Origin of the sequence: Streptodolium elevatio (assembly GCF_040649515.1) — a bacterium.
Lineage (GTDB): Bacteria > Actinomycetota > Actinomycetes > Streptomycetales > Streptomycetaceae > Yinghuangia > Yinghuangia elevatio.
In genome coordinates this window covers 49,539-71,624 of sequence record NZ_JBEZFP010000019.1, presented here as the reverse complement: position 1 = coordinate 71,624, position 22,086 = coordinate 49,539, and the positions used below count along the sequence as shown (strand labels likewise).

Here is a 22,086-nt window from a genome sequence, read left to right as displayed (position 1 = left end):
CGCTCCGCCCGTGCCGGTATCGGCGCAGAGTGCCCGCGCAGGTCTCCGCCGCAGGGTGTCCGTGCAGGGAGGCGCGCACGACGACCGCGCCGACCGTCGGGTGCACACTAGGCGCCGGTCGTGGAGCCTGGGCGGACGATCATCAGGATCGTCACCACGGCCCAGAGGATGTTGAAGATCCCGGTGAACATGGCCAGGCGTACGGTCGCCTCGCGGCCGGGGAGCGGGTCGCGTTCGGCCGGGGGAGCGTACAGCGCGGTCACGATGGCGGCCTGGCGCGGCAGGATCAGGCCGCCGAGGGCGACGGCCGCCAGGGCGGTGAGCACGATCGACGCGATCAGCCACGCGCTCCCCAGGGCGCCCATGCTGCTCGCGGTGCCGAAGCCGAACACCGGCACCGCCGCGCCGACGAACGCGTACGTCACACAGATGCGGTGCAACTGCCGCACCGACGACACCGCGCCGGGATCGCCCGGATCGGCGAGCGCGCGCCGCGCCTCGGCCGGGAAGCGGCTGGCCGCGACGGTCACCGGACCGATGGCGACGATCGCCACCAGGACGTGCAGGATCAGCAGGAACTTGGTCACGGCGGCGGTTCTCCCGGAAGGCGGCAAAGCGACGGCACCGACGCTAAGCGGCGTTCCGACTCACCCAGAAGTGGCGAAAGTGACAGGTTCCAACGGGTTCTCGCCATGGCCACGACCGGGTGCGAAGTCGCGGATGAGCGGACGGATGGCCAGGTCAGACGGGCTTGGCGGGATTCGGGTGGACACCTAGTCTTGCGCCATGCACACCGTCGCCGTCCTCGCGCTCGACCAGGTCATCGCGTTCGACTTCGTGACGCCGATGGAGGTCTTCAGCCTGACGCGCCTGCCCGACGGCCGGCCCGGCTACCGCGTCATCGTCTGCGCGGCGACCCCCGAGGTGGAGTCGGCCCTGTTCGGGATCCGCGCGCCGTACGGCCTGGACGCGCTGGAACAGGCCGACACCGTCATTGTGCCCGGCACCCTCGAGTTCACCGCGCCCGTGCCCGACGAGATCGTCGACGCCCTCCGCAAGGCCGCCGCCAACGGCACCCGCATCGCGTCGATCTGCGCCGGCGCGCTGGTCCTGGCCGAGACCGGCCTGCTCGACGGGCTGCGCGCCACGACCCACTGGCTGGCGGCCGACCGCCTCGCCGAGCTGCACCCCGACATCGACGTCGACCCCAATGTCCTGTACGTCGACAACGGGCAGATCCTCACCTCGGCAGGCGCCGCGGCCGGGCTCGACCTGTGCCTGCACATGGTGCGTCGCGACTACGGCTCGGCGGTCGCCGCCGACACCGCACGACTCGCCGTCGTACCGCTGGAACGCGAAGGCGGCCAGGCGCAGTTCATCGTGCACGAGAAGCCGCCGGCGCCGGCCGGATCCACGATGGAGCCGCTGCTGCGCTGGATGGAGGACAACTGCGGGCGGGACCTCAGCCTCGACGACATCGCCGCCAAAGCGGGTATGAGCACGCGTACCCTCAACCGGCGCTTCCGCGAGCAGACCGGTACCACCCCGCTGCAATGGCTCCAGCGCATGCGCGTCCGCCGCGCGCAGTACCTCTTGGAGTCCACCACGCACTCCGTCGAACGCATCGCCGTGCAGGCCGGGTTCGGTTCGCCGACCGCCTTCCGCGACCGCTTCAAGCGCACCGTCGGCGTCAGCCCGCAGGCGTACCGGCGGTCCTTCCGCGCCCCGGAACCCGTGGGCTGAGCCGGGTGGTGGCCGCCGTCACGGGCGAGGGCCGCCGCCCCCGCGCAGGGGCGTGAGCTGGTGGATGTCGTGGCGGGCCCGCAGTTCGGATATCGCGGACGGGTCGGGCGGGCCGCCGGCCGCCGGCAGGTCGGCCAGTTCCCGGAGGTAGTTCTCGTGGCCCGCGGGGGCGACCAGGAAGAGCATGCGCGCCGGAGTCGTTCCGGGGTTGGCGAACGCGTGGGCGCAGCCTGCCGGAACGTACATCAGGCTGCCGGTCGTGCCCCGCGCCACCTTGTCGCCGGACGCCGACTCCCAGGCCTGCCAGTCGCCTTCGGTGCGCACGCTCGGATTGAAGGCCAGCAGGTCGAGTTCGCCATCGAGGATGTAGAACAGTTCTTCGGCCTCGTGGTGGAAGTGCGCACCCACGTCGAAGCCCGGCTGCACCACGGTCTCGAAGACCGACCAGAGGCCCGAGGTCTCCTCGCCCAGCTTGAGCGTCATGCCGGAGTTGCCGATGGGGCGTCCGGCGCCGGGCGGGAGGATCAGGCCGTCGGTCATGTTGCCTCGATTCTCGGGAGATCGCCGACGGGACATGCTGGACCCGCAACTCCCTTGCCTGCAAGGGCAGAACGGGCAACCGTCGGGGACTTTGTGCAGACTTTTCCGCGGCCGTCCCGCAGCCCCGCAGCCCCGCAGTGCTTGCGCAGTGCTTGGGCAGTTGTGTCGCGGATCGTGTCGCACATGTCCAGCGGCGTCGCGTCGGCGATCTCCCGGGGAGGATGCCCTGAGTGCGTGCGCTCAGGGCGCGGTGAGTGCCTCCGTCGGCGGCAGGCGGGACGCCCGGATGGCCGGGTAGAGGCCGGCGACCGAGCGCCTCCGGGTTCGCGGTCGCCGCCAGGACGTCGCGGACCGGTACGCGACGCCGGCGGCTCGCCCGACGTCCGCCAACTCGGCTCGACGCTGCTGGACATCAACGCACGGCACGAGCGCCTGATCGACGGCCTGCTGCTCCTGGCCCGGTCGGAGGCGGAGGTGGCGGAACACGCGTACGTCGACCTCGCCGACGTCGTGGAGCACGTCGTCGCGCAGTTCGACCCGGGCACGGCCAAGGTCGTCGCGATGCCCGAGGAGGCGCCCACCACCGGAAACCCGGTGCTGCTCGAACGTCTGGTGCAGAACCTCGTGGAGAACGGAGTACGCCACAACGTGCCCGAGGACGGCTGGGTCCGGGTCGAATGCGGTGCGGGCGAGGACGGAACCGTGCGCCTCGAAGTCAGCAACTCCGGCCCGGTGGTGGCCCGGTACGACGTCCCGGCACTGTTCGAACCCTTTCGGCGCCTCGGCGCCGACCGCCTCGCCGGCACGACCGGTGCGGGACTCGGCCTGTCGATCGTGCGCGCGGTCGCCCGGGCGCACGGCGGTGACGCCCGCGCCGAACCCCGCACGAGCGGCGGACTGCGGGTCATCGTGACCCTGCCCGGCGCCGCCGACGACTGGGAATCCGAGAGGCACGAGCCAGGATTCGCCGTTTGCCCATGATCAGATTGTGCCGCGCGACAGACTCCGGAGAGCGGGCAACTCGACGCGCTGCCAACCGTGTTCGCACCTGCGTTCGCACTCCGACCAGGACGCGCGACCGAGGCGCCGCGCCCGCCCCCCGCACTTCTCGCCCTCAGGGGGTGGTCTTCTTCGGCTTCGCACATCCTTCCCCGGGCACGAAGATCATGTAGTTGCGGCCATCGGGATCGAACTTCCGGTTCAGGTAGTTGCGGTAGAACGTGAAGTGCGCCGCGTACACCGGATCGACGTGCATCAGTGGCAGGGCACCGCCGTCGTAGTTCGCGCCCGTGCCCATTGGAGCGGCGCGCGTTTCGACCTTCGCGACGTCGGCGATGTGCGCCGCGTAGGACATGCGGTTCGCGGCGCACGCGAAGAACTTCACGAACTTGAACTTGAGGGTGACCGTCGAGCGCGGCTTCGGGAACGTGGCCTTCAGCAGCGGCAGCAGGACCGCCTCCAGGAAGTCGACGCTCTTGGGCGCGAGGTTGGTGAGGGTGACCTCGTCCTCGTCGCCGAGGCCGGTGATCCGGTACTCCTTGCTGCGTTCCAGCCGGTTCAGGACGTTGTGGACCGCCTCGGTCGCCTGGCAGCCCCACAGCCAGACCAACGCGTCCTTGGCGAACGCCTTGGCGAACAAGGCCCGGTCGCCCGCATCCATCGTCGGTGGCACGAAGTCCAGCTCCACCCGCGGGTCCCGGTCGTCGGGATCGCGCAACGTCGTGGAGCCCAGCGCCACCGTGACGGTACCCCCGCCGCCGCCGATACTCGGCGGCGCCGGGACGACCACCGAGCGGTCGTTGTCGCTGTTCACCAGGATCGGACCGCCCGCCCAGGCGTGGCTGAACACGCTGAGCTCGGCGAGTGTGCCGGGCGCGTTGGTCCCGATGGCGACGACCGCGCCGTACATGTCCAGGATCGACAGCGTGTCGAACTGGCCCGGCTTGAAACGCACATGCGTGGTGCCGTCCGGCGCCGTAACGGTGTGGTAGCTGGATCTGCCGACCGGCCGGAACGTCGCGGTCTGCTTCTTCGCCTCCTGCTTCACGCCGCCCGGATAGGTCACCGCGATCTCGACCGTTTCCCCGGCGCGGAAGTCGAGAATGGTGAAACGCAGTTCCTCGCGGGCCTTGTTGGCGGTGATGATGCGCTTGCGGCGGTTTTCGCAGAGCTGCCGGAAGTCCACCCCGGTGAACTCGTAGTCGAAGCCCGCGACGAGTACGAACTGCTTCATGGCGTGTCCTTGTCGCCGTCGAACCGCCCCCGACCGGCCGGGCTCACCCGCTCCATCCGGCTCGCCCGCTCCGTCCGGCTCACCCGGTTCACTCGGTTGGCCCGGTCCACCCGTCTCATTCGTCCGGCTGCCAGTCCTGGCCGACCTTTTTCCACTTGGGTAGCTTGTCGTCCGGCCGCAGCTTCGCGAGCGTCGTCGGCAGTCGCACCAACCACGGTTCACCCTGCGGGACTTCGTTGCCAGGCGCGCCCTGGGCCTCCTGGATCTCCTTGACGATCGGGACGTACGTCGAACCCGTGATGTCCGGCGGCGGCCCGCCGTTCCAGATCTCACCCGTCTCCAGGTAGTGCACGACCGCGGCCTCGAAGCCGGGACGGACCGGGAAGACGGCCCGCGCGGCGCCGGCCCGCAGGAAGTCGGAGAACTGCGGGTCCACGTCGTCCAGCAGCATGCGGTTGCGCCAGCCGGGCTTCCAACCCCAGAAGTAGGGATAGAAGAAGTACGCCAGGTGCTCCCACTCGAAGGCCTGCTCGAAGAACCGGACGTACGGCATCTGTTCGCCGCTGCGCTCCAGGTTCGGCTGCGGATGGCCCTCGGCCGAGGTCTCCAGCGCGCCGAACGCGTCGAACTGCTGGGCGGTGAGCAACGTGAGGCACTGCTTGCGCAGTTCGGTGCTGACGAGCCGCTGGTTCCACAGCGGGTTGCGGCCGGCGATCACCACCCCCGCCTGGGCGGCGGCCTCGGCGAGCGCGCTCTCGTACGCCTGGACCTTGGCCAGGTAGCCGGCCGTGATCGCCGCGTGGGTCTTGAGCTGCCAGGTCCGGTAGGCCCGTTCGGTGCGTCGGCAGAAGATCTCGATGGTCATGGCGAAGCCGCGGACGTGGTACGTCAGCGACGAGAAGGCGGTCGACCCCACCTCGCCCGTCATGTCCCGGTAGCCGTCGACGCCCAGCCCGTCGAGATAGTGGCGCCCGATGACCAGGATCCAGATCGCGTTGTCGTACGTTTCGGCGCTCCGCTGGAGGAGGGCGTACTGCGCCTCGTACCCGTCCTCGATCACGAAGTCCTGGGACTTCGAGCTCTCGTACGGGTCCTGCGGCGACAGGACGTCCACGCCCTTGCTGATCGTCTTGACCGGCGGCGGCGGCGCTTCGAGGCCGGTGACGTTGTAGCGGTGGGCGAGCCTCGCGTAGTTGGTCTCCGTGATCCCGTCCGCGGTCTCGGTGAACGGCAGCGGCTTGACCAAGGTCTGGCCCTCCGCGTGACCGCGTAGCTGCGCGACGACGAACGCGGTGGACGGCTCGGGCAACGTGACGTCGAACAACATGCGCTTGCCGTAGTTGTAGACCTGCGCCTGGAGGACCTTGTCGACCCACTGGTACACGCCGCTGATGTTGCCGGCGCCGGCGGTGTTGTCGAACCCGTGCGAGTACTTCTCCTCGAACTCGCTGAGCGTGGTGACCGTGCGCCGTTCGAGGACGCGCTCGACCACCTTGCTGACCGACCTGCTCACGACGTCCTTGCTGAACTCGGAGGCCTGTCGGGCGGTTTCCTCGCTGGACGCCTTCGTGCCGAAGTCGGCGTTCGCCTTCACCTCGATGAACGGGCCGTACTTGGCCTCGACCGAGACACCCGCCTTGAACTCCGTCTCGCGCTTGAGCGTTTCGGACGTCTCGCGCTTGAGGGAGAAGCGGTCGGTGGTCTGTGTGTCGCGCTCCTCCTCCTTCGTGGTCTCCTGCTCCGTCAGGATCGAGGTCTCGGTCCGCTCCAGGCGGCGGGTGTCGCGGCTCATGCGCTCGGACTTGAGCACGTTCTCGACGTGCGCCAACTCGCCGCCCTCGTAGCGCAGCACGTGCTGCTTGACGAGCAGCAGGTCGCCGATCCCGACGGGCCTGATGCTGCCGTGGCCGGCCGGCATCGGGGAGCTGGGCTCGCCGACGTGCCCCGGATCCTCGCCGCCGGCCAGCATCTGGTTGCCGATCCTGGCGACGGCCGACGGGGCGCGGAGTTCGCGTCCGTCGAGCACGGTCATCGCTTTGATGCGTGCGTCGTGCAGCGCGTTGACGGCGACCGGGAGACCGGTCACGCGGAGGTCGACGCCGATACCCTCCACGGTCTCGCGTACCGAGGCGTCGAGCCCGTCGACGGCCTCGGGGGAGAGGAGCCAGGGCTGCTCGGCGAAGACGGCCGACGTCGCCAACGGCGTGGCGCGCGACTCGGCGACGAGTTCGTCGCCAGGCGCTTCGGCATCGGCGCGCTCGGCCGCCTCGTGTTCCACACGACGCGCTGTCACGGGTGCGAAGCTCGCCGCGGGGATGCGGCCGAGCACGGCGAGCGCGGTGTCGATCCGGCCTACCGCGGCTTCCGCTTCCGCCGCCGCGGCGTCGCGCGCCTGTGCCGCGGCGTCGGTGCCCGCGACCGCCGCCTTGCCACGTGCGGCAAGCCCCCCACCATTTCCCGAACTTCCGCCCGCGCCACCACCCTCCAGTCCTTCCGGTAGGACGAGCGGCCGGAGAGGGACCGGATCGGCACCATCGGCGGCGCGACTGAGGGCGTCGTACGCCTGCGCCGCGGCACCGAGCCCGCGCGCGTCGATGCCGGGCGCGCCCGACACCAGCTTCACCGCCACCAGGGTGTTCGCCAGTCGGCTGCGGTCCACGTCGAACCCCGCGTTGGCGACGATCTGTTCGATTGTGGCGGTGGTCGTCTTGGCCACCACGGCCCGCAAGTCCGCGAGCGGGATCGGGCCCGCGGCGAGCGCGGCGTGCACCGCAAGCGCGGTCGCCGCGACGGACAACTCGTCGACACCCCGCAACGGGCCGCCGGACTCCAGGTATTCCGCGGCGGCCTCGCGCGGGTCGGTCGTGGACGCGGTCTGGTCGAGTTGCTGCTCCCCCGAGCCGAGGAAGTCCGGGTACAACACATCGAGTTCGGAAGGAGCCGGCAGATTGGCCGGGCGGAGGAGCAGAAAGCGGAAGAGGTCGTCCATGACCGACTCCTAGCCGGAGTGAGGGAGTTGGCGGAGCCATGCTTCGATGCCGAGCCTCGGGGGCTCGGCGGGATCGCGACCGGATCAGACGTCTCCGGCAACCGTAGCGTTGCCCGACATGCGGGCGGACGGGTACACCACCAAGTACACCCAAATGGCGTAGTCGCACTCCGGCCCGCACCAACCCGAGCAGCCGTGCGCGACCTCGGTACGCCCCCAACAACCGCAAACACCCGCGCTTTTCGCCCTACTCCCCGCCATCCCGTCCCCGCCGAAACCCGTGCCAGGCAGCCCCCCGGGGGGGGGTGACTTACCCCGGCCGACACGCGGCGGCCGGCTCGACCCGGGCCACGACCTCCACAGAATCCGGCGGGCCCGGCGATACCGCTCGTCGATGGCGTCGAGTTCGGGCCGTCTGAACTCCTGGACATGCCGACGTCGAGTGGTCCCCGAACTGAACTTGGTGTGGACGGTGTTCCTTGCTCAGTTCGGGGACGCGGTGTGGCGGGTGCCACGGGTCTCTGGACGGTCGTTGGCTACCTGCTCATCGGCGGTTGGGGCGGGGTCAGTTGGCGGGGTTGCCGAACCAGCGGGTCAGGTGGGCGTTCAGGTCTCGTTGGTCGTCGCCGGTCCAGGCGACGTGGCCGTCGGGACGCAGGAGGACGGACGGAACATCCAGTGCCGTGGTGGGGTCCGCCAGGTGGTCGACACGGTCGGACCAGCCGCCGACGGTCAGGCGTTCGGTACGGTCGAGGAGCAGGCCGCGGCCGTGGTGCATCAGGTTGTAGAGGCGGCCGTGCTTCACATCCATGTCGGGCAGGCGGCGGCCGAGCAGGTCGGGGCCTTCGCCGAAGTCGTAGCGGATGCCGATTGCGGTGATCTTCTCGATGAGATGGCGGTTCACCTCGTCGAAGTCCATCAGTTCGGTGAGGAGCCTGCGCAACGCCTGAGGGCCGGGCTCGGGGGAGTGCAGCTCCATCTGGGCGCGGGTGTTGTCCAGCACTTCCGCGGCGACCGGATGGCGCTCCGCGTGGTAGGTGTCCAGCAGGGTTTCCGGTGCCCAGCCGCGGACCTGCCCGGCGAGCTTCCAGCCCAGGTTGAACGCGTCCTGGACGCCCAGGTTGAGGCCCTGTCCGCCAGTGGGCGGATGGATGTGGGCCGCGTCGCCGGCCAGCAGCACCCGCCCGACCCGGTACCGCTCGGCCAGCCGGGTGGCATCCCCGAAGCGGGACAACCATCGCGGTGAGTGCACGCTGAAGTCGGTTCCGGCGATGGCGCGCAGTTGTCGCCTGAACTCCTCGAGGGTGGGTGGCACCGTGCGATCGCTGATTCCCGCGGCGGGCACCACAACGCTGTACGCCCTTTCGCCAACGGGCCTGAGCCAGAACCGCTTCTCGGTTTCCCCGACTTCGGCCACCTTCGCGGCGATCTCCCCCTGCGGTACGCCGACTTCCATCTCGCCCATCAGCGTCTCGGTCCGCGAGGGCTCGCCGGGGAAGGCGACGCCGAGCAACTTCCGTACCGCGCTGCGCGCGCCGTCGCAGCCGACGAGGTAGCACGTACGGAGCTGTTCGCCGTCGGCCAGCTCGACGGTCACCCCCTCGTCGTCCTGCGCGAAACCGGCCAGCGCACAGCCGTGCCGCACCCGTGCGCCCAGCTCGACCGCGTGTTCTTCGAGCAGGCGGACGATGACCGGCTGCGGGATGCCCAGCAAGTAGGCGTGCGCGGAATCCAGGCCCTGGGGCGCGGGCTTGTTGATGGCGGCGAAGAACCCGCCGGCCGGGCGCTGCCGTCCGTGTGCGCTGATGCGCTCCAGCAGGCCGCGCATGGCCAGCAGTTCGATGCTGCGAATGTGCAGACCGACGATGCGGACGTACGAGACGGGTTCGGATTCCTTCTCCAGAACGAGTACCCGTACGCCGTGCAGCCGAAGTTCGGCAGCCAGCATCGCGCCGGTCGGCCCGCACCCGGCGATGATCACATCGAAAGCGGCCGTGTTGTCCGGCGACGGGGCGGTGGTGAACTGCGGAGAGTACATAGGTGTTGCCTTTCGGGAGTGCCTTGTTGGCGTGGCACTCCCGGCGACAACTACGTCAGTCGCCCGACCGCGACGGCAAGGGGGAGCACCCACATGGCTACAGCGTTCATGGGTCTCACCTCCTCGGGCGGTGTCACGGGCACGTGCAAGGTACAAGATTGTGCGTCACCCCGTCCAATGGCTGATCCGAGGTCCGAGGTGCAGGTCGGAGGCGGAAAGTCGTCGTACAGCAGGGATCACGGTGAATACGCGAGGTGGCCGCGCTCGAGCCTGCTGTCAAAGTTCAGGACAGCTAGGTCGTCGAGCGCGGCCAACTCTTCATCTCAACCGCGGCTTGGCGCCGGCTCCGGGGGCCGGTCAGCCGCTTCGGTCAGCCGCTTCGGTCAGCCGCTCGTGAGGACCACGAGTTGGCGGGTGGCCCGGGTCATGGCGACATAGCGGTCCACCGCACCCTCGATTCCCGTCCCGAACGCCTCCGGGTCGACCAGCACCACGAGGTCGAACTCCAGGCCCTTGGACAGCTCCGGGGTCAGCGAGCGTACGCGTGACGTCGGCTCGAAGCCGGGGTCGCCGATGACGCACGCCACTCCTTCGGCGTTCTCGGCGATCCACTTCGCGAGGATCTCCTCCAGGTCGTCCGCAGACCCGTGCGTCACCGGAATTCCGCTGCTGCGCACGGAAGTCGGTACGTTCGCGTCCGGGAGCGCCGCCCGGATCGCCGGCTCGGCCTCCGCCATGACCTCTTCCGGCGTCCGGTAGTTGATGCTCAGCGACGTCACCGTGATCCGGTCCAGGCCGATCCGTTCGAGCCGTTCCTCCCACGACTCGGTGAACCCGTGCCGCGCCTGGGCCCGGTCGCCGACGATCGTGAAGCTCCGGGAGGGGCAGCGCAGCAGCAGCATCTGCCATTCGGCGTCGGTCAGTTCCTGCGCCTCGTCGACGACGATGTGCGCGAACGGTCCGGCCAGCGGATCCGCGTTGCCGCTCGGCAGCGCGCTCTCGTCGACCAGGCTGTCCTGGAGGTCCTTGCCGAGCAGCATCGTCACCGCGCCCTCTCCGTCGGCGTCGGCCTCGATGATGTTGCCGATGACGTCGGCCATGCGCGCCCGTTCGGCCGCGACGCCGGCCTCCTGGCGACGCCGGCGCAGTGACGCCTCCGGGTCGCCGAGCCGCAGCCGTGCCGCGTCCAGGAGCGGCAGGTCCGACACGGTCCAGGCCTGGGGCGCGTGCTTGCGCTGGAGGGCGCGCACCTCGTCGGAGGTGAGCCACGGCGCGCACATGCGCAGGTACGCCGGCACCGACCACAGGTCGCCGACCACGTCCGCCGCCTCCAGCAGCGGCCACGCCCGGTTGAGGGTGTCCAGCAGCTCCGTGTCGTGCCGCAGCGACCTGCGGAACACGTCGGGCGACACGTCGCCGTCGTACTTGTCCGTCAGGATGTTGAGCACTTCCTCCAGGACCAGGTCGCGGGCCTCGTTGTGCGGCGTGGCCGCCGAAGGCGCCGCGAACGCCTCGGCCCAGTCCTCCGCGCTCAGCCAGACGTCGCCCCAGTCGGTCGACACCTCCATGCCCTCGGTCGGCGGCTCCTCGTAGAACCGGACGGCCTTCTCGATCGCCTTGACCATGTCCGCGGACGACTTCAGGCGCGCCACGTGCGGGTCGGGCTCGGGCGACGCCGCGGCCCCTTCGGGGAGCAGATCCCGCAGGGTGCAGGTCCGCACGCCCTCCTCGCCGAGGCTCGGCAGCACGTCGGCGACATACGCGAGGTACGGCTCGTGCGGCCCGACGAACAGCACGCCGCCGCGACGGTGGCCCAGCCGTGGGTCGGAGTACAGCAGGTACGCGGAGCGGTGCAGCGCGACCACGGTCTTTCCGGTGCCGGGACCGCCGTCGACGACCAGGGCGCCGCGCGAGCCCGCCCGGATGACCGCGTCCTGGTCGGCCTGGATCGTGCCGAGGACGTCGCGCATCCGGGAGGACCGGTTGCCGCCGAGGCTGGCGATGAACGCCGACTGGTCGTCCAGCGCGGCGTGCCCTTCCAGGCCCTCGGTGGTGAACACCTCGTCCCAGTAGTCGGTGATCCGGCCGCGGGTCCAGCGGTACCTGCGGCGGCTGGCCAACCCCATCGGGTTGGCGTGGGTCGCGGCGAAGAACGGCTCCGCGGCGGGGGAGCGCCAGTCGAGCAGCAGGCGGCGGCCCGAGTCGTCGGTGAGCCCGAGGCGTCCGATGTAGACCGGTTCGGGGCTGTCGTCGTGGACGATGTGGCCCAGGCAGAGGTCCAGGCCGAAGCGCCGCAGCGCGCGCAGGCGGGAGGAGAGGCGGTGGACCTCGATGTCCCGGTCCATGGCGTCACGGCCGACGCCGCCGGGCGCTTTGCGTGCCGCGTCGAGTTGGTCGGACAGTTCGGCGATGGCCTGGTCAAGGCTCGCGGCGACGGCCGCGAAGTGCCGTTCGTCCGCGCTGATCAGTTTCCGGTCGGCCTTCGCGGTGAGCTGCTCGGGCAGGGCGAAGGCGCTGGTGGTGGTCGGGGTCATGTCATCGGCTCCGTTCTGAGGTCGCTCCTGGTGGTCCGCCGGGGCGCTGGTGAGCGCCTCGGCATCGCTGTGCCGCGGCGGCGGTGTGGGTCCCGCCTCCGCTTCGGCATCGCTGCACGAGCGGCAATCCGACGACAACGCACGCACGTCGTGAATCTCCCATTTCCCCAGGTTCCGGCTTCGGCCTGCGATTCTGCGGTACGAAGGGGGCCTTGCCGCAAGGCCCCCCATGCGCTATAAGTTGAGAGTGGCAAGGAGAGAACATTCCTCCTTGCCTTTCGTTTTGCGGCGGTTTGGCCCGCACGGCGCCCCCGTTTTGCGACCGTTCGCTTCTGGCTGCCGGATGGGGCTGCCGGAGGACTGCCGGACCGGGGTATTTCACGGGCCGGCACTATCCGCGGCGAATTCGGGCGAGGCGGTACGGCGCAACGTACGTCTTTTACCTCGCGTGCGCGCCGCAACCCCTCGTCACGCGGCAATGCGCGATTGCGGCAACTCCCGGCGTTCGCCGGCGACCGCGAGATCCCGGCCGCCGTGCCGGTCGTCGGAGGCCGGCCAGACGCGAGCGGCCGCGACGGCGCCGACGAGCGCGATGGCCCCCAATCCAGCTGCTGTCGCCGCGAGTCCGGCCTCGGAGGCCAGCCACCCCGCGAGCGGGTACGTGAGCAGCCAGCACGCGTGCGAGAGCGAGAACTGCGCGGCGTACGCGGCGGGCAGGTCCGCATCGCGCGCCGACCGCCGGACGAGCCGCCCGACGGGCGTCAGCACCGCCGAACTCGCGGCGCCGATCGCCGCCCAGGTGCCGAGCAGGGCGAGCCACGCGCCGCGGCCGGCCCACGCGGTGGCGGTCAGCGCCGCCGACGCGGCGAGGAGGACCGGGAACGCGTACGCGGCGGACAGCATGACCCGGCGGTCGCCGAGGCGTTCGAGTAGACGGGGGAGCAGCAGCGCGACGGCCATCGAGCCTGCGCCGTACGCCCCGAGCGCCAGCGACACCGATCCCGCCGACCGCCCGAAGTGGTCGCGGACCACGACAACCGTGTCGACGAAGACGAGCGCACCTGCCGCGGCCACCGCCAAGTCGAGGGCGAGCAACGCGCGCAGGCGCGGGACGGCCCACAGCAGCCGCGCTCCGGCCGTCGCCTTCGCGCGGACGCCGCCGGCGTGAGCGACCGGGGCGGCGGGCGTGGGTTTGGGGAGGGCCGCCGAGACGACGAGCGCCGCCGACGCCGCGAAGCCGGCGACTGTCCCGGCGAAGAGCCAGTCGTACGACGCGACCGCGAGCAACCCGGCCGCGAGCGCCGGGCTGAGCAGGCTCTCCAGGTCGTACGCGAGCCGCGACATCGACAGAGCCCGCGTGTACTGCCGTTCCTCGCGCAGGACTTCGGGGATCGTCGCCTGGAACGTCGGGGTGAAGGCCGCGGACGCCGCCTGGAGCAGGAAGATCAGCAGGTAGATCTGCCACACCTGAGTGACGAACGGCAGCGCGGCCGCGATTCCGGCACGCACGACGTCCATGGCCGCGAGCAGCGCGCGGCGCGGGAGCCGGCCGGCGACTGCGCCGACCACCGGGGCGATGGTCACGTACGCGGCCATCTTGATCGCCAGCGCGGTGCCGAGGACCGCCGCGGCGTCCGACCCGGCGATGTCGTACGCCAGCAGGCTGAGTGCGACCGTCGCCAACCCGGTGCCCGCCAGCGCGATCACCTGTGCGGTGAACAGGCGGCGGTAGGTGCGGTTGCGCAGCGGCGTCGGCATGGGGCGGGGGCCTCATTCCGGTGGGAGCGAGGTGGCCCGTTCAGCATAAGGCAACATGTGCATACGTGTGCACATGTCATAGGTGGGCCCGCGGCGAACGCACGGGGGCAACGGGGCGCTGGGCCAAGCGCTGGGCGCACCCTCGGAGACCGGTGCCCGCAGCCGGGACCGCTGCTCAGTCGTGCGGCGGCAGGGCGCGGATCTGGTGGTCCGCGGCGCTCAGCACCTCGTCGACGAGGCGGCGCAGATGCCCGTGGCGTACCGCGTACACGACGCGGCGCCCGTCCTTGCGGGCGGTCACGAGCCCGGCGAGGCGCAGTTTGGCCAGGTGCTGGCTGACCGAGGTACGGGGCGCTCCGGTCGCCTCGGTCAAGGTGCTCACATCGGCTTCTCCCGCGGCGAGTTCGCGCATCAGCGCGAGCCGTGTGCGGTCCGCGAGCAGCGCGAGCACGGAGACCGCGGCATCGAGGCGAGCGCCGTCGGCGTGCTCGTGCGACCGGTGCGCATCTGCGGTGTCCTGGCCCGAGCTCATGCGCTCATCGTAGGGCGGGCGACGTGAAGGGCCGTGGATTGCGGCACCCGAAGGGCTTGACCTCAAGTTCGCTTCAAGTTCAAGGATGGTCCGCATGAACAGCGACAACGACGCCATCCTGCTCTTCCACAACACGATGCGGATCACCGTCGGGCACCTGGAGGGCTTCCGCAAAGCCGTCGCCGACGCCGTCGGGTTCGCCGAACGCCACGGACCCCAGCTCATGGTCGAAGTCTTCGTCGACGAACCGGCGATGACCGCGCACAGTTTCCAGTTGTTCCGGGATTCGGACGCGGTCCGCACGCACTGGCGGCTCGCGGATCCGTACATTCAAGGGGTGATGGAGCACTGCCGCATCGAGAGCTTCGAGGTGTACGGCGAGCCGGACGCGGAAGTGACGGCCGGTATACGCGAGGGAGTCGGCGAGGGTGCCGTCACCTTCGCCCCGCAGGTCGCCGGATTCCTGCGCTTCGGCGCGGCACTCGCAAGCTGAATGCACGCTGAACTGCCGGACCGGTCAGGCCGTTCGGCAGACCGGTCAAGCCATGTGCGGACCCGGTCGCAGCGACCCGGGTGTGCGGACGCGGCGACGCCCGGCCGGAGGAGTCCGGCCGGGCGTCGGTTTTACTGCTGTCCCGCGTCAGCCCCACAACTGCGCGGGGCGTCTGGTGTGGCTCAGATGCTGACGCCGTGGGCGCGCAGGTAAGCCAGCGGGTTGATGTCCGAGCCGTAGTTCGGGGTGGTGCGGATCTCGAAGTGCAGGTGCGGGCCGGTCGAGTTGCCGGTCGAGCCGGACAGACCGATCTGCTGGCCGGTCGAGACCTGCTGGCCGACCGACACGGACGAGGACGACAGGTGGCCGTACTGGCTGTACTTGCCGTCGGCGTGCTTGATGACGACCTCGTTGCCGTACGCGCCGCCCCAGCCGGACTTGACGACCGTGCCGGAGGTGACCGCCTTGACGGAGGTGCCCGACGCGGCGGAGAAGTCCTCACCGGTGTGGCCGTTCGACCACAGCGAGCCCGAGTTGCCGTACGAGCCGTGCGGCGCGCCCGGGACCGGACGGGTGTAGCCCGACGCGGAGGACGACGACGCGGTGGCGTTGTCGGTCGAGTTCTTGGCCGTGCTGCCGGACTTCGCGGTCGAGCTGCCGGAGTCGGTGCTCAGCTTGGCGCCGGACTGGTTCTTGGCCTGGTTCTTCGTGCTGCCGGTGTTGGCGGAGGACTTGGTGTCCTCGGTGAGCTTGGCACCGGTCTGCGGGGCTGCGGCCTGGCCGCCGGCCAGGGCCAGCTTCTGGCCCGCGTAGATCATGTTCGGGTTGCCGCCGACGACGCCGCGGTTGTCCTGGTACAGCTTCTCCCAGCCGCCGTCGACGTGCTGGGCGTCGGCGATCTTCGAGAGGGTGTCGCCGACGACGACGGTGTACGAGGTGCTGCCGGTCGACGCGGACGCGGGAGCCTTGCTCTCGGTCTTCGCCTCGGACTTGGTGTCCTCGGAGAGCTGCGAGCCGGACTGGCTCTTCGGGGCGGCGTTCTGGGACTTGGTGGTCGAGCTGCCGGTGGAGCCGGTGTCGATCGAGGGGGTGCCGCTGTTCTTGGTCAGGCCCGCCTTGACGGAGCAGACCGGCCAGGCGCCGGGGCCCTGGCCCGCGAGCACCTTCTCGGCGATCGCGATCTGCTGGTCCTTGGTGGCCAGGTCGGCGCGCGCGGCGTACTGCGTGCCGCCGAACTCGCGCCAGGTGGAGTTGGTGAACTGCAGCCCACCGTAGAAGCCGTTGCCGGTGTTGATGGACCAGTTGCCGGTGCTCTCGCACTGGGCGACCTTGTCCCAGGTGCTCACCGACGCGGCGGAGGCGGTGGTCGCCCCGATGATCGGGGCGGCGATCGCGGCACCGGTGACACCGGCGGCGACGGCGATGCGCGAGGTCGTGGACAGACGGGTACGGCGATGACGCCCGGTTCCGGACAGCATGAAGCGTTTCCTCTCCTACGCCTGCGAGGTGAGCTGTCGGATTCGGGCTGGAGTTGCCCGGCCGCCCGCGGCGACCCCGGTCAAAGGGTCACTGGTACGGCTTCACCCCTAGCCGTCCTGGTTTGTCACCAGTCCGGCGCGTTACACCTGGTTCCCCCGCTTCTGCCGTGGCTGCTTCTCAGCTGTCCCGTCCCGACCGGCGGCAGAACTAGGCGTTCCGGTGAGAGGGGTCGGTGTGGGGACCGACGCGGAGCACGTTAGGCAGACAGATCCTGAGATCACAAGCGACTCATCGTAAGAACAGGTTTACGTCCGTTTTGTGGTGGGCAAGACGTCACTCCTTGTCACTTTTGGACGGCCGAAGGTGTCCGAATTCCTACCTTCGGTACCGCTCCACTGACCGTTTGTAAAAAACCACCACGCTTCGCGCACGGACGGTGATCGAACGTCAAATTGGTGTGACCTGGCCGACATTCCGAAGGCAAGATCCGAAATGTCCGACATGGGGCTTTGTTCGGCAGGTCATCGGCGCGCATCTCCTTCGATCGGATGACCTGACAGGCGCTCTACCATCATTCGTCCGGATTATCCGCTCGGCCGAGCTCCCTCTCAGGGCCCCAATCAGGGGAATCCCCGCGGTTCGGGAACCGCGCAGACCTCCCAAGCGTGATCTTGAAGGACGAATTTCTCGGGAGGTCCTGCCGTGTCCGTGTACGCCTTGCCCGCCGCGGCCGAGCCCGCGGTGCCCCTCGCCGCCGGAGACAACATCGACGTCGATGTCCTCCAAGGCGTCAACGGCCTCGCCGAGGACACCACATGGGCGCACGGCTTCATGGAGTTCATGGGGGAGTACGGCCTCCTCGCGATCCTCGCCGGACTCCTCGGCATCGCGTGGTTCCGGGCCCGCCGACGTCCCGACCACGACGTCGCCGTCGCCGGGCTCATCTGGGCGCCGATCGCCGCCCTGCTCGCAGAGGTGGCCAACATGCCGCTGCGCGAATGGGTCGACCGGCCCCGCCCCTTCCTGACCCACCCCGACGTCACGGTCCTCGTGCAGGGCAAGGACGACCCGTCCTTCGCCTCCGACCACGCCCTGCTGACGATGTCCCTGGCGATCGCCCTGCTGCTGGTCGACCGGCGGCTCGGCGCTATTGCCGTCCTCGTCGCCGTCCTTCAGGGGTTCGCCCGCCTCTATGTAGGGGTCCACTACCCCACGGACATCCTGGGTGGCTTCGCGCTCGGCGCCCTCGTCGCGCTCGCGCTGTCGCCGCTGGCCCTGCGTGCCCTGCTGCCGGTCGTACGCCGGGTCGAGACCACACCGCTGCGCCCGCTGGTCGTCGCGGAGCCGACCGGCTGACCCACCGCTCGCACCGTCCCGCCGCGCACCGCACTCCGCGCACCGCACTCCGCGCACCGCACTCCGCGCGCCTGCACGCCGCCCCGCCGCCCGCAGCACATCGCGCCCGACGTGGCGTACCCCGCCCTCGACGAGCCACCGCCCGCAAGGGTCAAGATTCCCGAAACCGGGCCCAACCGCGCGCCCTCGGTGCCAGACTCACCCGCGTCCGGTCATCGGATCATCATCCGAGGCGTCACCCCTCCGCGCCGTTTCCCCGGACAGTCGCTCCTGCGCGGCCACCGTCCCGTGGCGCGCGCACTCCACGACGAGGGGTCCACAGCCGTGTCCGCACCGACATCCGCACGCCGCCGTACGCACCGGGCAACCGCCAAGCCCACCCCCGCCGCCGGACGTGCCGGCACCCGCACCACCACCACCACCACCCGTAGCCGTACCCGCGCCGCCACCCGCATCTCCGCCGCCGCAATCGTCCCGGCCGCCGCGCTGGCCGCCCTCCTCGCGGGCGCGGCCCCCGCGCAGGCCACCACAACCCCGGCGCCGACCACACCGCCCCCTGCCGCCGCCGCAGACGCAGGGCCGACGGGCCGGGCCGACGGCCAGGAGCAGGCGGAGCGTGTGGAAGCCGCGCTCCGCGAGGTCGTCGACCTCCAACTCCTCCAGCCCACCTGCGGCGAACGCGGCGCGCTCACCGTCGCCGCCCTCCAGGCGCTGCGCACGATCGGCGTCGAGGTCAAGTCCACCGGACTGCCCAAGATCGACCTCGGGCCGCTCGGCTGGATCGGCATCGGCTCGCAATACCCCGGACGCGCCGTCGCCCTCGAACTCCACCTGCTCCCCGCCGGACCCGTACCGGTGAATCTGACGGTCGGCGAGAAGGCGTGCCCGTCGCGCCCCGGAACTCCCGGGCCGCGCACCCCGGAACCGCCTTCGACGGCGACCGCGACGCCCGTCGCGCCCACCTCCGCGCCGCCCGCGACCCGTCCTGCCGCGTCCGTGCCCAGTACGAGCCCGCAGCCTTCCGCGCAGCCCGAACTCGCCCGTACCGGCGGCGGATCGCCGACGTGGCCGTTCCTCGTCTCGGGTGCGGGACTGCTCGCCGCGGGCGGTACGACCGCCGTCGTCGCCGCGCGCCGCCGCCGAGCCGGCTGACCCGCCACCCGCGAAGCTGCGCCGTACGCACGCAGTTGGGTACGGTCTGGTGGAGGCGCTCCGGCCCCGGCCGCGCGGCGCCTCCACGGCGGGAACCGCACGCCGTGTCACGGAGGGACTTGAAGCGGCATGGACGAGGCGGGCACGGGGGACAGGGTCGACCCCGGGGCCGAACCAGGCGCCGATCCGGGAGCAGACGCCGCACGCCTGGGCGAACGCCTGAGCCTGCGCGAGCAGGTGGCCCGCGCGATCCGCGCGGCGCTGATCGCCGGCGACATGCGCCCCGGCGTCGTCTACTCGGCGCCCGGCCTCGCCACCCGCTTTGGTGTCTCGGCGACGCCGGTACGCGAGGCCCTGCTCGACCTCGCCAAGGACGGCCTCGTGGAACCCGTGCGCAACAAGGGGTTCCGGGTCCGGGCGCTGTCCGCGCAGGACGCCGAGGAGATCCACCGCCTGCGCCGCCTCCTCGAGGTGCCGACGGTCGCCGAGATCGCCCGCGCCGGTTGCCCCGACGCGCTGCCGACCCTCCGCGCGCTCGCCGACGACATAGTCGCCGCCGCGAAGCGCGGGGACGCGCTCGAGTACGTCGCCGCCGACCAGCGGTTCCACACCTGCCTGTTGCAGCTGTCCGGCAACATGCGCCTGGTCCGCATCGTGGTCGAACTGCGGTCCCAGGCGCGCCTTTACCGCCTGCGCACGCTGCTGGAGCGGGGCGAGGTCGGCCAGGCCGCGGACGAACACCACGAGTTGCTGGACCTGATCGAGGCCCGCGACCCGGACGCTGTCACGCAGTTGATGGAGCGTCACCTCATCTGGACCCGCCGCATGGAGCCCGAGGAACTGGCCGGGCTGCCCGAGTCGCACGCGGCCGTCAGCCCCGGCGCCTCCTGACCGGCAGCCCAACGTCCAAATGCCGCGCGCCTGACCACTCCAGCGCCCGATCCGGCCCCAGCGCCGACCACCCCGACGCCCGACCACCCCGACGCCCGACCGCCCCACGGCGTCGACGCGCGCATTCGGAGATCCGCCGACATCGGTCCGTCCGGAGGAATTTCCCGTCGCGCACCCGTGTCCCCGCGCCCCGCCGCTCGTTGCGTCCCTTGAGCGGTGCCGCGCCTCTCGTGCGCGCACCCGCGCCGACGTCGGGTGCAAGCGTCCGCTTTGGGAGTCGTGGGATGAAGTTCCGGATCGTGCTGACCGGTGCGTGTGTGGGCGCCGTGGGGCTGACCGGGTGCGGCGGGGACACGGGCGACAACGCCCGGCCCGCCGGCGCCGCCGGCTCGGCCGAGGCGGTCGCCGCGGTGCGCGCCGCCGCCGCGACGACCGTCAACGCGGGCAGTTCGCGTACGCGGACCACCATGACCATGCAGTCCGGCGACCGCACCGTGGTGCTGACCGGCGAGGGGCTGTTCGACTACCGCCGCCGCATCGGCACGGTGAGCCTCCAGGTCCCCGAGGACTCCGGGATCACCGGCCCGCTGCAGGAGATCCTCACGCCCGAGGCGCTCTACATGAAGAACGCCGCCCCCGGCGTACCGCCCGACAAGTGGGTGCGGATCGATGTGGCGGGTCTGGCCGACGGCAACCTGCTGAGCGGCGGCAGCGCCGACCCGACGACGTCGTTCGAGATACTGCGCGGCGTCAACGACGACGTGGTGCTGGTCGGCACCGAGAAGTTCGGCAACGACCAAGTGCGGCACTACAAGGGGACGCTCGACCTCAAGAAGGCGCACGACGAGACCCCGCCGAATCTCCGTGCGCCGCTTGCCGCCGCGCTCAAGAGCTTCGCGAGCCCGACGATCCCCTTCGAGGTGTACCTCGACGACCAGGGCCGGCTGCGCAAGGTCCAGGAGGAGTTCAACCTCGCCTCCGAGGGCGGCAAAGGCAAGGACAAGAGCCAGACCGCGAAGGTGATCTCGGCCGCGGAACTGTTCGACTTCGGCGTCTCCGTCGACGTGCAGCCACCCCGGCCCGAGGACTTGTACGTCGCCCCCGCCACGCCCGCCGCCCCCGTCGTCCCCCCGACACGCAAGCCCTGACGTCGCGTCAGCTCGGTCTTGTCGCTGCCTTGCCGTCGTCCGCCCGCGCCGTCATTCGCCGCACTCCGCCGCGAACACCCTTGCCGCGCACGGTTCCTGTCCGGCATGCCGCGGTGCCGACGCGACGCCCGGACCACAGGCCTGGACCACCCGCGCGCGCCGGTGGCGCGCCGCCCGGCGAGCCAGCGCGCCCCCGGGCGTGGGCGGTGCGCAAATGGCCCATGCGTGTCATGCGCTCCCGCCCGGCGGTGCCTAGGCTGGGTGCGCCCGGACGGGCGGACGTTCCCGCCCGCCGGAGCGAACGAGGAGGTGGTGTGGGTGACACCGTTCTCTGATGTGCGCGTGCACGACCTCGTGGTGTTCGACGAGATCGAACTCTACGGAGAACTGATCATCGCGGCGTCGCAGAGCGAAGGCCCGCTGACCCAGGCGGAGATCGACGCGGTCCTGGGCATCGGCGGCACGGCACACCCGACCACCCGCGCGGTGCCGTGGGCACTGCCCGTGGAGGAGCGCCCGGCCGGCGGGGAGACCCGCGGCGGTCGTACGCGCGGCTGACGGTCGGCCCCGGCACCGACCGCACCGCACCGCACGGCGCCACGCCCGGGCCAAGGCCCTCGCCCGGGACCAACCCGGGACTACGCAAGGACTACCCCGGCACTACCCGCGGGACTACGACCGGACCAGGCGCGCGATCGCCTGCGACGCTTCCTTGACCTTGGCGTCCGCCTCCGGCCCGCCCTGCTCGACGGCGTGCGCGACACAATGGGCGAGGTGCTCCTCGAGCATGCTGAGTGCGAACGCCTGCAGGGCCTTGGTGGCCGCGGAGACCTGGGTGAGCACGTCGATGCAGTACTCGTCCTCGGAGACCATGCGCTGGAGACCGCGCACTTGGCCCTCGACGCGGCGCAGGCGCTTGAGGTGCTCGTCCTTGCGCGGGCTGTAGCCGTGTCCGGCGTGCTTGTGGCCCTTGCCGTGGTCCGCTCCCTCCTGAGGGCTGGGACCGGTGCCGGGGCCCGTGGCGTGGGTTTCGACCGTGGTGTCCATGCGCCAAATTTACCCCCGGGGGGTATTTTCGGCAAGCATCCCGTGCCAATACCGCACTATTCGCCCTGACCATCGGACTGCGGCCACGCGTGCCTCAAGCGCGCGATACCCATCCCACACCCTGCACCCGCCGGGCGCGCGGCCGATGTGACA

The 22,086-nt window shown here is 70.8% G+C and carries 18 protein-coding genes and 1 riboswitch; of the genes, 8 read left to right on the top strand and 10 right to left on the bottom strand.

Annotated elements, in window-relative coordinates; translation table 11 throughout:
• Window positions 1-107 precede the first annotated feature (107 nt).
• Window positions 108-587 (bottom strand): hypothetical protein, encoded by a 480-nt coding sequence (locus AB0C36_RS10330; RefSeq protein WP_358352112.1) that lies wholly within the window; start codon window positions 585-587, stop codon window positions 108-110.
• Between the two features lie 199 nt (window positions 588-786).
• On the opposite strand from AB0C36_RS10330, the gene AB0C36_RS10325 reads away from it, so the two are divergent.
• The gene (locus AB0C36_RS10325; protein WP_358352110.1) at window positions 787-1,743 is read left to right on the top strand and encodes a GlxA family transcriptional regulator; all 957 of its coding nucleotides are present in this window, start codon (window positions 787-789) and stop codon (window positions 1,741-1,743) included.
• An 18-nt stretch (window positions 1,744-1,761) separates the two neighbouring features.
• On the opposite strand, the gene AB0C36_RS10320 is transcribed toward AB0C36_RS10325, so the two are convergent.
• A complete protein-coding gene (locus AB0C36_RS10320; protein ID WP_358352108.1) occupies window positions 1,762-2,283 on the bottom strand; it encodes a cupin domain-containing protein in 522 nt (173 codons plus the stop codon).
• A gap of 234 nt (window positions 2,284-2,517) precedes the next feature.
• Between AB0C36_RS10320 and AB0C36_RS10315 the strand changes: the two genes are divergently transcribed.
• Window positions 2,518-3,264 (top strand): sensor histidine kinase, encoded by a 747-nt coding sequence (locus AB0C36_RS10315; RefSeq protein WP_358352106.1) that lies wholly within the window; start codon window positions 2,518-2,520, stop codon window positions 3,262-3,264.
• Between the two features lie 133 nt (window positions 3,265-3,397).
• On the opposite strand, the gene AB0C36_RS10310 is transcribed toward AB0C36_RS10315, so the two are convergent.
• The 6 genes from AB0C36_RS10310 to AB0C36_RS10285 all read right to left on the bottom strand — a co-directional run bounded on the left by AB0C36_RS10310 (window position 3,398) and on the right by AB0C36_RS10285 (window position 14,367).
• Entirely contained in the window at window positions 3,398-4,516 is a 1,119-nt protein-coding gene (locus AB0C36_RS10310; RefSeq protein ID WP_358352105.1) for a hypothetical protein, read from the bottom strand.
• 115 nt (window positions 4,517-4,631) lie between these two features.
• The gene (locus AB0C36_RS10305) at window positions 4,632-7,505 is read right to left on the bottom strand and encodes a hypothetical protein (protein ID WP_358352104.1); all 2,874 of its coding nucleotides are present in this window, start codon (window positions 7,503-7,505) and stop codon (window positions 4,632-4,634) included.
• Window positions 7,506-8,070: 565 nt separating this feature from the next.
• The gene (gene rox / locus AB0C36_RS10300) at window positions 8,071-9,543 is read right to left on the bottom strand and encodes a rifampin monooxygenase (RefSeq protein WP_358352102.1); all 1,473 of its coding nucleotides are present in this window, start codon (window positions 9,541-9,543) and stop codon (window positions 8,071-8,073) included.
• A 383-nt stretch (window positions 9,544-9,926) separates the two neighbouring features.
• Entirely contained in the window at window positions 9,927-12,077 is a 2,151-nt protein-coding gene (gene helR, locus AB0C36_RS10295; protein ID WP_358352100.1) for an RNA polymerase recycling motor ATPase HelR, read from the bottom strand.
• 468 nt (window positions 12,078-12,545) lie between these two features.
• Window positions 12,546-13,835, bottom strand: coding sequence for an MFS transporter (locus AB0C36_RS10290; RefSeq protein WP_358352097.1), 1,290 nt, complete (start codon window positions 13,833-13,835; stop codon window positions 12,546-12,548).
• A 175-nt stretch (window positions 13,836-14,010) separates the two neighbouring features.
• On the bottom strand, window positions 14,011-14,367 hold the full coding sequence (locus AB0C36_RS10285; RefSeq protein ID WP_358352095.1) for an ArsR/SmtB family transcription factor: 357 nt from the start codon (window positions 14,365-14,367) through the stop codon (window positions 14,011-14,013).
• Window positions 14,368-14,461: 94 nt separating this feature from the next.
• Between AB0C36_RS10285 and AB0C36_RS10280 the strand changes: the two genes are divergently transcribed.
• Window positions 14,462-14,860, top strand: coding sequence for a hypothetical protein (locus AB0C36_RS10280; protein ID WP_358352092.1), 399 nt, complete (start codon window positions 14,462-14,464; stop codon window positions 14,858-14,860).
• Window positions 14,861-15,042: 182 nt separating this feature from the next.
• Here the strand turns inward: AB0C36_RS10280 and AB0C36_RS10275 are convergent, their stop codons facing one another.
• Window positions 15,043-16,335, bottom strand: a complete 1,293-nt coding sequence (locus AB0C36_RS10275; RefSeq protein ID WP_435839020.1) for a transglycosylase family protein — start codon at window positions 16,333-16,335, stop codon at window positions 15,043-15,045.
• Between the two features lie 6 nt (window positions 16,336-16,341).
• Window positions 16,342-16,521, bottom strand: a riboswitch (cyclic di-AMP (ydaO/yuaA leader).
• Between the two features lie 520 nt (window positions 16,522-17,041).
• Between AB0C36_RS10275 and AB0C36_RS10270 the strand changes: the two genes are divergently transcribed.
• From AB0C36_RS10270 to AB0C36_RS10250, 5 genes are all read left to right on the top strand, one after another.
• The gene (locus AB0C36_RS10270) at window positions 17,042-17,695 is read left to right on the top strand and encodes a phosphatase PAP2 family protein (RefSeq protein ID WP_358352087.1); all 654 of its coding nucleotides are present in this window, start codon (window positions 17,042-17,044) and stop codon (window positions 17,693-17,695) included.
• Between the two features lie 324 nt (window positions 17,696-18,019).
• Window positions 18,020-18,847, top strand: a complete 828-nt coding sequence (locus AB0C36_RS10265; RefSeq protein ID WP_358352085.1) for a hypothetical protein — start codon at window positions 18,020-18,022, stop codon at window positions 18,845-18,847.
• A 129-nt stretch (window positions 18,848-18,976) separates the two neighbouring features.
• A complete protein-coding gene (locus AB0C36_RS10260) occupies window positions 18,977-19,738 on the top strand; it encodes a GntR family transcriptional regulator (RefSeq protein WP_358352082.1) in 762 nt (253 codons plus the stop codon).
• A 284-nt stretch (window positions 19,739-20,022) separates the two neighbouring features.
• Entirely contained in the window at window positions 20,023-20,886 is an 864-nt protein-coding gene (locus AB0C36_RS10255) for an SCO4651 family lipoprotein (protein WP_358352079.1), read from the top strand.
• A 318-nt stretch (window positions 20,887-21,204) separates the two neighbouring features.
• Window positions 21,205-21,444 (top strand): hypothetical protein, encoded by a 240-nt coding sequence (locus AB0C36_RS10250; RefSeq protein ID WP_358352076.1) that lies wholly within the window; start codon window positions 21,205-21,207, stop codon window positions 21,442-21,444.
• Window positions 21,445-21,558: 114 nt separating this feature from the next.
• Here the strand turns inward: AB0C36_RS10250 and AB0C36_RS10245 are convergent, their stop codons facing one another.
• Window positions 21,559-21,933, bottom strand: a complete 375-nt coding sequence (locus tag AB0C36_RS10245) for a metal-sensitive transcriptional regulator (protein ID WP_358352074.1) — start codon at window positions 21,931-21,933, stop codon at window positions 21,559-21,561.
• Window positions 21,934-22,086 lie beyond the last annotated feature (153 nt).